This window comes from Rhodococcus sp. BS-15, from assembly GCF_000813105.1.
Classification (GTDB): Bacteria; Actinomycetota; Actinomycetes; order Mycobacteriales; family Mycobacteriaceae; genus Rhodococcoides.
Genome location: NZ_BAOX01000275.1, coordinates 1 through 6,483, shown reverse-complemented (window position 1 = coordinate 6,483; position 6,483 = coordinate 1). Strand labels below are relative to the sequence as shown.

6 protein-coding genes and 1 pseudogene are annotated in these 6,483 nt (G+C 66.3%); all 7 read right to left on the bottom strand.

The features are described 5' to 3' along the window. Positions 1-514, bottom strand: a 514-nt coding sequence (gene whiA / locus RHBS_RS22440) for a DNA-binding protein WhiA (protein ID WP_374700646.1), incomplete at its 3' end; no start/stop codon positions are given. Beyond that, a complete protein-coding gene (gene yvcK, locus RHBS_RS22435; protein ID WP_128646457.1) occupies positions 511-1,536 on the bottom strand; it encodes a uridine diphosphate-N-acetylglucosamine-binding protein YvcK in 1,026 nt (341 codons plus the stop codon). The genes whiA and yvcK, both read right to left, overlap by 4 nt. Next, positions 1,533-2,397 (bottom strand): annotated as a pseudogene (gene rapZ / locus RHBS_RS22430) (RNase adapter RapZ). Before rapZ ends, yvcK begins: the two are co-directional and overlap by 4 nt. A gap of 83 nt (positions 2,398-2,480) precedes the next feature. Further along, positions 2,481-4,571, bottom strand: coding sequence for an excinuclease ABC subunit UvrC (gene uvrC / locus RHBS_RS22425; protein ID WP_121872427.1), 2,091 nt, complete (start codon positions 4,569-4,571; stop codon positions 2,481-2,483). 71 nt (positions 4,572-4,642) lie between these two features. Further along, the gene (locus RHBS_RS22420; RefSeq protein ID WP_128646458.1) at positions 4,643-5,101 is read right to left on the bottom strand and encodes a PH domain-containing protein; all 459 of its coding nucleotides are present in this window, start codon (positions 5,099-5,101) and stop codon (positions 4,643-4,645) included. Positions 5,102-5,130: 29 nt separating this feature from the next. Continuing rightward, positions 5,131-5,628 carry a 6,7-dimethyl-8-ribityllumazine synthase gene (ribH, locus tag RHBS_RS22415; protein WP_121869933.1) on the bottom strand — a complete coding sequence of 166 codons (498 nt, stop codon included), beginning with the start codon at positions 5,626-5,628 and terminating at the stop codon, positions 5,131-5,133. Further along, a partial coding sequence (gene ribA / locus RHBS_RS22410) for a GTP cyclohydrolase II (protein WP_128646456.1) occupies positions 5,625-6,483 on the bottom strand: 859 nt, incomplete at its 5' end. The genes ribH and ribA, both read right to left, overlap by 4 nt.

The following is a 6,483-nucleotide window of genomic DNA, read 5'->3' as shown; positions in this document are numbered from 1 at the left end:
TACCTCGGGTCCATTGCGAGACGGCTGCGTCGGGAGATCTTCGAGCTGTACGGCTACTCCTCCGACGTGCACATGGCTCGGAGCAGGCGGGCTTCGCAAGACCTCTCGCTACGTGGTGCGCGTCGCCAAGGACGGCGAGGCGCTGGCGCGGCAGACCGGTCTGTTGGACCTGCGCGGGCAGCCCGCGAACAGGCCGTCCGCGCAGGTCCAACAGACCGGTCTGCCGCGCCAGCGCCTCGCCGTCCTTGGCGACGCGCACCACGTAGCGAGAGGTCTTGCGAAGCCCGCCTGCTCCGAGCATGTGCACGTCGGAGGAGTAGCCGTACAGCTCGAAGATCTCCCGACGCAGCCGTCTCGCAATGGACCCGAGGTCCACCTCCGCCTCGACCACCACTCGGCCCGCCACGATGTGCAGTCCGCCGGCGAATCGCAGCAGTGCGGACACCTCGGCCTTGCGGCAACTGACCTGACTGACGGTGAGCCTGCTCAGCTCGTCCTTGACCTCCGCTGTCATGGCCACGAAGTGATCCCCTCTCTGCGTGCGGCAGTCGGTGCGGTGCCGTCGGTGGACGACACGATGGAGCCGAGAGCCGCGGCAAGCTTGCCGTAATGATGTGCGTGGGTGCCGTTTTCGGCAACGTCGACGTAGACGACCTCGGCACCGAGCCGGGCCGCTGCCCGCGCCACGTGCTCGCGGTTGCTGCCTTCCGGGACCGAGGCGGAATCGACCAACACGTAGTCGATTCCCAAATCCGGTGCGTGTTGGGAGAGTACGTGGACATGGCGCTCGGCGGAGAATCCGGTGGTCTCCCCCAGTTCTGGGGCCAGGTTCAACACCAGTACCTTCGGCGCGCTGGTGCGAGCCAGCGCGGTGAGCTGATCCGGCACCAGCACGTGCGGGATGACGCTGGAGAACCACGATCCCGGTCCGAGCACCACGAGGTCGGCCTTCTCGATCGCGGCGAGTGCATCCGCGGAGGCCGGCGGTTCGGGTGGCAGCAGTCGAACGCGGCGAACCTTGCCGGGAGTGGTCGCCACCGCGACCTGTCCGCGAATGACGCGGCTCACGCGTGGGTCGTCCTCGAGACCGGAGACGTCGGCCTCGATGTCGAGTGCGATCGGCGACATCGGAAGCACTCGTCCGTCGATTCCGAGCATCCGCGCCATCTCGTCCAGTGCGGCGATCGGGTCGCCCAGTACCTCGGTGAGGCCGGCGAGGATGAGGTTGCCCACCGAGTGACCGGCCAGAGCGCCCGTGCCACCGAAGCGGTGCTGCAGCACGTCGGTCCAGAGCTGCGTTCGCTCGTCCGAGCGTGCCAGCGCGGCCAGTGCCATGCGTAGGTCCCCGGGCGGAATGACGCCGAGCTCGGCTCGCAGACGCCCCGAGGATCCTCCGTCGTCGGCGACCGTGACGATGGCGGTGACGTCGTGACCGAGCAACCGGGCCGCCGACAGCGTGGCGTACAGGCCGTGACCGCCGCCGAGCGCAACTATTTTGGGGCCCGATACCGGTACTTCGGTGTCGACCTCGCTCATTCGCGACCCAGATCCCGATGCAGCACGCGCACCGACACATCACCCTGATCGGCGAGAATCGCGGCCAGTGCCTCGGTCATCGCGACACTTCGGTGCTTTCCTCCGGTGCAGCCCACGGCCACCGTCATGTATCTCTTGCCTTCCCGCACGTATCCCTCGATCGTCAGATTCAGCAGATGCGTGTATGTCTGCAGGTAGTCGCGTGCCCCGTCCTGCCCCAGCACGTAATCGCGGACGTCCGCGTCCTGGCCGGTGTGTTCGCGCAGCTCGGGCACCCAATGCGGATTGGCAGAAAGCGCACGTCGCAGACCAGGTCGGCGTCCATCGGCAGGCCGTACTTGAAGCCGAACGACTGCACGGTGACGCCGACGCCGGTGGTGTCGGCGTCACCGAACACCGTCTCGATCTTGCGCCGCAGCTGATGCACGGACAGGGATGTGGTGTCCACCGTCAGATCCGCCGCCGCCTTGACCTGGGCGAGTCGCAACCGCTCGGCGGTGATGCCCTCGGTCAACGTTCCGTCCTGACCGTCGTTCTGCAGGGGATGGCTGCGCCGGTTGGACTCGAATCGACGGATCAGCACGGCGTCGGACGCGTCGAGGAAGAGCACTCTGTTGCGCACGCCCTTGGAGTCGAGTTCTTTCACGACCCAGCCCAGATCGCCGGTGAACAGGCGGCTTCGAACGTCCATGACCAGTGCCAGTCGCTCGATTCTGGGCTTGGACTCGAGTCCGAGATCGACCATCTTGGAGATGAGCTCCGGCGGTAGGTTGTCGGCGACGTACCAGCGAGGTCCTCGAGAATCTTGGCCGCAGTGCGCAGTCCTGCACCGGAAACGCCGGTGACCAACGCCACTTCGATCTCGTCGTGCCGCGACTCCCCCGCGGAGGGCTGTTCGAGGTGCTCTTCGGACGGTGGATGTCTCTGTGTCTGGTGTTCGCTCACTACGAAGCCTGTCCCGCCGATTCCACACGCGGTGCGATCGCATGTTCCGCCGTGTTCTCGCCCGATGTCGTTGCAGTTGCGGTGCCATCATCGCCTAGATCGGCGTCGTCCGTGTCGGAACCCAGCGCGGCCAGCACCGACTTGGCCGTGGTCTCTCCGATCCCGGGAACTTCGACGATCTCCGCGACCGTCGCACGCTTGAGGTTGGCGACCGAACCGAAGTGTGCCACCAGCGCCGTTCGACGCGACTCGCCGAGTCCGCGAACCGAATCGAGAGCAGACGCCGTCATCCGCCGCGACCGCTTGCTGCGATGGAACGTGATCGCGAACCGGTGTGCTTCGTCGCGGACCCGTTGCAGCAGGTAGAGCGACTCGCTCGTGCGCGGCAGGATGACCGGATCCTCCTCCCCCGGTACCCATACCTCCTCGAGCCGCTTGGCCAGACCGACCACGGCAACGTCGGTCACGCCGAGTTCGTCCAGTACCGCCGCGGCAGCGGCCACCTGAGGGGCACCGCCGTCGACGACGAACAGGTTGGGTGGATACGCGAATCTGCGCGGTCTGCCGGTCTGCGGATCCAACGCGGCTTCCGGGGCCAGATCGCCCCCGGTCCCCTCGGCCGAACCGTCCGCGGAGTGTCGTAGGAATCGGCGACGGGTCACCTCGGCGATGCTCGCCACGTCGTCCGAGTGTCCGTCGCCTGCCGCTTCCTTGATCGCGTAGTGGCGGTAGTCGCTCTTGCGGGGCAATCCGTCCTCGAAGACGACGAGCGAGGCCACCACATCGGTTCCCTGCACGTGGGAGATGTCGATGCACTCGATGCGCAGTGGTGCGGAATCCAGATCGAGTGCCTCCTGAATGCCCTGCAGCGCAGCCGATCTCGATGTGAAGTCGCCCGCGCGCTTGAGCTTGTGCTGCTGCAGGGCCTCCTTGGCGTTGCGTTCGACGGTCTCGGCCAATGCCTTCTTGTCGCCGCGCTGGGGAACCCGCAGGGTCACGTTCGAGCCCCGGAGTTCACTGAGCCAGACCTGTACCTCGTCGGCGTTGTCCGGCAGGACCGGAACCAGCACTTCCCTCGGAACGGCATTGGAACCACCGTCGTCGCCGCCCGGTGCCTGGGCGGACAGGGCAGCCTGCTCGCCGTAGAACTGCGTCAGAAACTGCTCCACCAGGGCGGGCAGATCGGCCTCGTCCTGACGTTCGATCACCTCTCCCGCCTTTTCCACCACCCAGCCGCGTTGCCCGCGCACGCGGCCGCCTCGGACGTGGAAGACCTGGACGGCAGCTTCGAGGGCATCGGTGGCGAAGGCGACGAGATCGGCGTCGGTGCCGTCGCCGAGCACCACCGCCTGCTTCTCCAATGCCCGACGCAGCGCACCGACGTCGTCTCGAAGACGTGCGGCGGTCTCGAAATCCAGGTCCTCGGATGCAGCCTGCATCTTCTTCTCGAGCTGACGAACGAGCTTGTCCGTCTTTCCGGCCAAGAAGTCACAGAAATCCTCGACGGTGGCGCGATGCTCGTCGGCGCTGACCCGGCCGACGCACGGTGCCGAGCACTTGTCGATGTAGCCCAGCAGGCAGGGCCTGCCGATCTGATTGTGGCGCTTGAGCACTCCGGTCGAGCACGTGCGCGCGGGAAACACTCGCAGCAGTAGGTCCAGCGTCTCGCGAATGGCCCACGCGTGCGCGTACGGGCCGAAGTAGCGCACGCCCTTGCGCCTGGGTCCGCGGTAGACGAACAACCGCGGGTATTCCTCGTTCATCGTCACCGCCAGCATCGGATAGCTCTTGTCGTCGCGGTAGCGGACGTTGAACCGTGGATCGAATTCCTTGATCCAGTTGTACTCGAGCTGCAGGGCCTCGACTTCGGTGGTCACCACGGTCCACTCCACCGACGCTGCGGTGGTGACCATCTGGCGAGTACGTGGATGCAGCGAGGCGACGTCGGCGAAGTAGGAATTGAGCCGACTGCGGAGGCTTTTGGCCTTTCCTACGTAGACGACGCGACCGTGCGGATCGCGAAATTTGTACACCCCCGGCTCCACCGGGATGGTTCCGGTGGCCGGGCGGTAGGTAGCGGGGTCGGACACGACATCCACGTTAGCCGTCGGGTCCGACGTTCTCCGCATCCGCAGCTCAGCTGCGGTGCGGAGGTACGACGTCAGTCCTGATCGACCGCGACGTCCGGAACGGAGGCGGCGGGTGCGTATTTGCGTTCGAGGGTGCGGAACTGTCGTACCGCCGCGACCGCATGGTCACGATCGTTGGACTGGATGGCCATCACGTTGATGAACTCGTCGTCGGGGATGTCGACCCTGGCCCACATCGCTCCGTCCGGGAAAGACAGCCCATGCACCAGATCCCACTCGATCAGACGCTCCGACAACAGGTTCCGTACCGCGACACCGGCCGGCCCGACGCGAATGCGCGGCCGGGTCAGCACGAGCGCGAGGCCTCCGAGCAGAAGTCCGATGCCCGCCATCGCAAGTTGGTCGGCGGTTCTGAAGTACACCCCGGTCGGCGACACTCGCAGCAGGACGGCGACGGTGGAGTGCGCCACCACGAGCAGTACCGCCGTCGCGATGGCATAGCGAGCCGACTTGCGCGACTTCACCACCATGTCCCACTCGGCGGACGGTGCGGTGGCGGTCACGTGAACTCCTGATTCGTCCAGGGTTGGCGCAAATGTTTGAGAGTCAGCGCCGTGTCGATCGCGGCCGCGGTGGCCTGCGCACCCTTGTCCTCGAACGAACCGGGAAGTCCGGCGCGATCGAGCGCCTGCTGCTCGTCGTTGGTGGTGAGCACGCCGTTGGTGACCGGAGTGCCCTCGTCGAGCGAGACTCGCGTCAGTCCTGCCGTCACGGCGTCGCACACGTACTCGAAGTGCGGTGTGCCCCCGCGGATGACGACGCCGAGAGCGACGACGGCATCGTGGTTGCGGGCCAGCGCCTGCGCGACGACCGGCAGTTCGATGGCTCCGGCCACCCGGATGACCGTGACGTCCTGAATCCCCGCCGACTCGGCTTTGCGGAGTGCACCGTCGAGGAGCGCCTGGGAGATCTTCTCGTGCCACTGACCCGCGACGATCGCCAGCTTGAGATCACTCGCGCCCGCGAGCTGCAGGGTGGGTTCGCCTTCGCCGCTCATGAGGTGGCCCCGTTTTCGGCAGGAGTGGAGCCTGCGGAATGACCTTTTTCGAAGTCATCCAACCCGGTCAGGTCGTGGCCCATGCGGTCGCGTTTGGTGCGCAGGTAGGTGAGGTTTTCGGCGTTGGCGCGCAACGGCATCGGTACTCGTTCGGTGACGTGCAGGCCGTAGCCGTCGAGTCCCACTCGCTTGGCAGGGTTGTTGGTCAGCAGCCGCATCGAGGAGACGCCGAGGTCGACGAGGATCTGTGCACCGATTCCGTAGTCGCGGGAGTCTGCGGGGAGGCCGAGCTGCAGGTTGGCGTCGACAGTGTCCGAGCCTGCGTCCTGGAGTTGGTAGGCCTGGAGCTTGTGCAGCAGACCGATCCCTCGTCCTTCGTGTCCGCGCATGTACAACACGATGCCGCGTTCCTCGGCGGCGACCATTTCCAGGGCAGCGTCCAGCTGTGGTCCGCAGTCGCAGCGCAGTGATCCGAACACGTCGCCGGTGAGGCATTCGGAGTGCACTCGAACGAGCACGTCGTTGCCGTCTCCGTCGGGGCCCGCGATGTCGCCGCGGACGAGCGCGACGTGTTCGACCTCGTCGTAGATGCTCTGGTAACCGACGGCGCGGAAGGTGCCGTGGCCGGTGGGGATTCGGGCGTCGGCGACGCGAACGACGTGCTTCTCGTGCTTGCGACGCCAGGCGATGAGGTCGGCGATGGAGATGAGGGCGAGGTCGTGTTCGTCGGCGAAGACGCGCAGTTCGTCCGTCTGGGCCATCGCGCCTTCGTCTTTCTGGCTGACGATTTCGCAGATGACGCCTGCGGGCCGCAGGTCTGCCATGCGGGCGAGGTCGACGGCGGCTTCGGTGTGG